Raw genomic sequence first — 3826 nt, forward strand, 5'->3', positions numbered from 1 at the left:
CGCAACTGGGCGCAGCTGGTAGTGCCGATGATAGACAACAGCATCGCCGCGGCGCGCGCATCCGGCGCCCGCATCATCCTGCCCGGCACCGTCTACAACTACGGCGCCGACGCTTTTCCCGACTTGCGCGAAGTTTCGCCGCAAAACCCGAGCACCCGCAAGGGGGCGATCCGGGTGCAGCTGGAGCGCCGGCTGCGCCAGGCTGCGCAGAGCGGAGTGCGCTCCCTGGTGGTGCGCGCCGGCGACTTTTTCGGGCCGCACATGGCCAATTCCTGGTTTTCGCAAGGCCTGGTCAAGCCGGGCCAGCCAGTGACGGCGGTGAGCTACCCCGGACAGCGCGGCATCGGCCATCAGTGGGCTTACCTGCCGGACGTGGCCGAGACCATGATGCAATTGATAGAGCACGAACCCGCGCTGGCTGCTTTCGATACCTTCCACATGAATGGCCACTGGGACACCGACGGCACCGAAATGGTGGCCGCCATCGGGCGCGTCACCGGCCAGCCAGGCCTGAAGGCAAAAAGCTTCCCTTGGTGGCTGCTGCCGCTGGCGGCGCCGTTCGTTCCGGTTTTCCGCGAGCTGCGCGAGATGAGCTACCTGTGGCGCCAGCCCTTGCGCCTGGACAACCGGCGTCTGGTTCAACTGCTCGGCAGCGAGCCGCACACGCGGCTGGACGAGGCGCTGAAGGCGACACTGGGAGGCATGGGCTGCCTGAAACAGTGATCTGCGGACAACAATATATTTTGCTGTGATCCATTCGTAGCAAATCGTGTCGGGGGATAATGCGTACTGCAATCGATTCATAAACGGCTGCTATTGCAATATGCAGCCATCATTATTGGAAGTAACGCATTTTGAACACGACAAGAACCAAACGCTGGACCGGCAAGATGGACTCCCTGACAACGGCATACCTGAAAGATGTCATGGGCAAGATGGAGGTATACGGCGACCGCGTGCAATTCGGACTGGCCAGCCCGGGGCCGCGCCCGTATTACCAGCTCACCAACAGCGCCGAAAAGAAAATGGCCTTCGACAGCAACAACCACCTGCTGCATCCGAAGGAAGATGAATTCACCGGCGCCAACGCCACGCCGGTATTCACGCTGGAACAAATCAAGGCAGCCGTCGCCGCCGGCGGTTTCCGCTCAAGCAGCGCCACCCGTAGTTCTGCCGGCGGCCGCGTCGTCAGCCGCAGCAGCAGCCCGCGTGGCGGCACTATCGCGATGAAAGCCAAGGATCTGATCGATGCCGCCCGCTATGAATATTTCCGCAGCAACCGCCAAGCGCTGCCGGACGGGATCGGCGAACATACCGCCGAAATCACCGAGCTGATGCTCAAAGGCAGTTCCGCCGAAGATGCATTTGGCGAGGTGGTCAAACGGCATTTCTGATTGCCGTGCTGCGGCCTAGGCCGCAGTATTCATCGAATCGAGATATTGAAGGAATGCAGGCATGATTCGTGTAGCCGTTTTCGCTATTGCCGCCATCGCTACCCTGCCTGCCTGGGCCAATTGCGCTGTCGCCGACGCCCTGATCGGCCGGTACGGCATTTCCTTCTCAGGTTTCACCCAACCGCTGCCGCGCGTGTCTGCGCCGGCCGAAGCACAGAACACATCCCTGCTCACCATCGTGCTGCCAAACCAGAACGGCCGTGTCGCCGATGGCTACAACCACGAGGCCTGGATCAACAAGGAACAGAAGCGCGCCTGGATCTTGCGCACCGGCGGGTTTGCCGGCGTCTATGAATGGTATGGCCCGGCCGCTTTGCCGAGCGCGGATTTTTCGGGCTGCGTCACCGAGCCGGGCCGCCTGCCTCGTAATTAGCCAGGAACATATCCACCGCCGAATCCACCACCTGCTGCTGCAGCGCCGCCGCCAGCGGCGGCTGGCCCAGTGTGACCTGCGGCCAGAATGCGAAAGTTTTCAGCAGGCCTTGCAGCTGGTGCGCCGCAAACGCCGGGTCCCCGGGCTTCAGCCGGCCGTCGGCCTGCGCCGCGCTGATCCAGGTGTTGACGCCTTCCTCGCGCTCGCCCAGCCTGGCGACCATGTCCTGGGTCCGTTCCGGCGAATGGATGGTGGCCGCAATCGCCACCCGCGCCAGGTCGAGGAAATTGCTGTCGCTGAGCATGCGCATCTTCGACTGCATCAGCTCGAGCAGCTGCGGGCGCAGCGGCTTATCATGGCGATAAATGAGGGCATGCTGTTCGGCGCTGCTTTCCCACAACTGCATCAGGATTTCGGCGAACAGCTCCTCTTTGCCGGGGAAATGGTTGTACACCGTGCGCTTGGACACTTGCGCCCGCGCGGCGATCTTGTCCATGCTGGTGGTTTCAAAGCCGTTGGCGCGGAATTCGGCAATCGCTGCCTCGAGGATAGCCTCGCGCTTGCGGTCTGTGAGGCGTTGGGCTGTGGTCATGGTCTGCTTCTGGATGACGGATAGCTGAATTTTACACCAGGTAGTTTACTTTTCTTGAGCCAGAAACTACACTGTGCAGTGTAATTATACAATGTTATCAACTCGCCGGGCGGCCGGCGGCGGCACAACAAGATCGGAACCTGCAATGAAAGTAATCTTATTTGGCGCCAGCGGCATGGTCGGACAAGGCGTGCTGCGCGAGTGCCTGCTTGATGACGACATCGAATCCGTGCTGGCCGTCGGCCGCAGCCCCGGCGCCGGTCGTCCATCCGGCAAATTGCAGGAGCTGGTCATCCCCGACCTGGCCCGTATTGCCGACCATGCCGCGGCATTGCAAGGCTACGACGCCTGCTTCTTCTGCCTCGGCGTGTCGTCGGCCGGCATGTCCGAAGCGCGCTACACCGAATTGACTTACGACCTGACGCTGGCCATCGCAAAGACGCTGGCGGCGCGTAATCCAGGCATGACCCTGACTTATGTCTCCGGCGCCGGCACCGATTCCAGCGAACACGGCAGCAGCATGTGGGCGCGGGTCAAGGGCCGCACCGAAAACGCCTTGCTGCGCTTGCCGCTCAAAGCCGCATTCATGTTCCGCCCCGGCGTGATCCAGCCGCTGCATGGGGTGCGCTCCAAGACCAGGTCCTACCAGCTGTTCTATACGCTGGCGGCGCCGCTGCTGCCGCTGGCCAGGCGGCTGTTCCCGAAGCACATCACCACTACCGAGCAGATGGGGCGGGCGATGATCAAACTGGCGCGGCAAGGCGGTCCCAAGCAAGTGCTCGAGGCTGCGGACATCAACGCCATCTAGTTTTTCCGGTCGCTCAAAACCCGGCTCACCGCCGCCCCGCAGCGTTTTGCGGAGGTTGGGCGGCATCGTCATGTGCAAAAATTTCCGCATGAAAGTCCGTTTTTTTTGTCGCAAAAGCGGATTTTTGTGCTACAGATACAAAGCCCGCAAACGAAATTTTAAAAGCAATTTGTCTCAATCCCGCGTTTGCGGTAGTCTACATCGCCGATTCCAAGCAAATACGGTGCTAGAATTTGCAACTCACCACTTTTTTTGAGGATTTAACGAAATGAACAAAACCGAATTGATCGACGCCATTGCCACCGATTGCGAAATCTCGAAGGCCGCTGCACAGCGCGCTTTGGAATCCGTAGTAGACAACGTGATCAAGGCCGTGACTAAAGGTAGTACAGTTCAGTTGATTGGATTTGGTTCGTTCTCTTCCGGCAAACGCGCTGCACGCACCGGTCGTAACCCACGTACCGGCGAAGCAATCAAGATTGCCGCAGCCAAGACCGTCAAGTTCACAGCTGGTAAAGCATTCAAAGATGCAGTGAACAAGAAGAAGAAATGATGTAATAAAAAAGCCCCTTGGAGAAATTCAGGGGGCTTTTTTTTCG

The 3826-nt window shown here is 59.9% G+C and carries 6 protein-coding genes; 5 read left to right on the plus strand and 1 reads right to left on the minus strand.

Annotated features, from left to right (window positions below; translation table 11 throughout):
- The 3 genes from JWQ61_RS21080 to JWQ61_RS21090 all read left to right on the plus strand — a co-directional run.
- On the plus strand, positions 1-723 hold a 723-nt coding region (locus JWQ61_RS21080), incomplete at its 5' end, for a hypothetical protein (RefSeq protein ID WP_304362243.1).
- A gap of 167 nt (positions 724-890) precedes the next feature.
- Positions 891-1394 (plus strand): hypothetical protein, encoded by a 504-nt coding sequence (locus JWQ61_RS21085; RefSeq protein ID WP_304362244.1) that lies wholly within the window; start codon positions 891-893, stop codon positions 1392-1394.
- A 61-nt stretch (positions 1395-1455) separates the two neighbouring features.
- A complete protein-coding gene (locus tag JWQ61_RS21090; RefSeq protein ID WP_304362245.1) occupies positions 1456-1827 on the plus strand; it encodes a hypothetical protein in 372 nt (123 codons plus the stop codon).
- On the opposite strand, the gene JWQ61_RS21095 is transcribed toward JWQ61_RS21090, so the two are convergent.
- On the minus strand, positions 1796-2419 hold the full coding sequence (locus JWQ61_RS21095; protein ID WP_304362246.1) for a TetR/AcrR family transcriptional regulator: 624 nt from the start codon (positions 2417-2419) through the stop codon (positions 1796-1798). The two genes, JWQ61_RS21090 and JWQ61_RS21095, sit on opposite strands and share 32 nt — an antisense overlap.
- Positions 2420-2564: 145 nt before the next feature.
- Between JWQ61_RS21095 and JWQ61_RS21100 the strand changes: the two genes are divergently transcribed.
- Together JWQ61_RS21100 and JWQ61_RS21105 are read left to right on the plus strand one after the other, a co-directional pair.
- Positions 2565-3227: an epimerase gene (locus JWQ61_RS21100; RefSeq protein ID WP_304362247.1), complete on the plus strand. Its 663-nt coding sequence runs from the start codon at positions 2565-2567 to the stop codon at positions 3225-3227.
- Between the two features lie 268 nt (positions 3228-3495).
- The gene (locus JWQ61_RS21105; protein WP_014004094.1) at positions 3496-3780 is read left to right on the plus strand and encodes an HU family DNA-binding protein; all 285 of its coding nucleotides are present in this window, start codon (positions 3496-3498) and stop codon (positions 3778-3780) included.
- Positions 3781-3826: the final 46 nt, after the last annotated feature.

Source organism: Collimonas fungivorans (assembly GCF_028292705.1).
Taxonomy (GTDB): domain Bacteria; phylum Pseudomonadota; class Gammaproteobacteria; order Burkholderiales; family Burkholderiaceae_D; genus Collimonas; species Collimonas fungivorans_B.

Coding starts and splice junctions, on each gene's coding strand:
- JWQ61_RS21085 (WP_304362244.1), top strand. CDS start 891: ATGGACTCCCTGACAACGGCATACCTGAAAGATGTCATGGGCAAGATG.
- JWQ61_RS21095 (WP_304362246.1), bottom strand. CDS start 2,419: ATGACCACAGCCCAACGCCTCACAGACCGCAAGCGCGAGGCTATCCTC.
- JWQ61_RS21105 (WP_014004094.1), top strand. CDS start 3,496: ATGAACAAAACCGAATTGATCGACGCCATTGCCACCGATTGCGAAATC.
- JWQ61_RS21090 (WP_304362245.1), top strand. CDS start 1,456: ATGATTCGTGTAGCCGTTTTCGCTATTGCCGCCATCGCTACCCTGCCT.
- JWQ61_RS21100 (WP_304362247.1), top strand. CDS start 2,565: ATGAAAGTAATCTTATTTGGCGCCAGCGGCATGGTCGGACAAGGCGTG.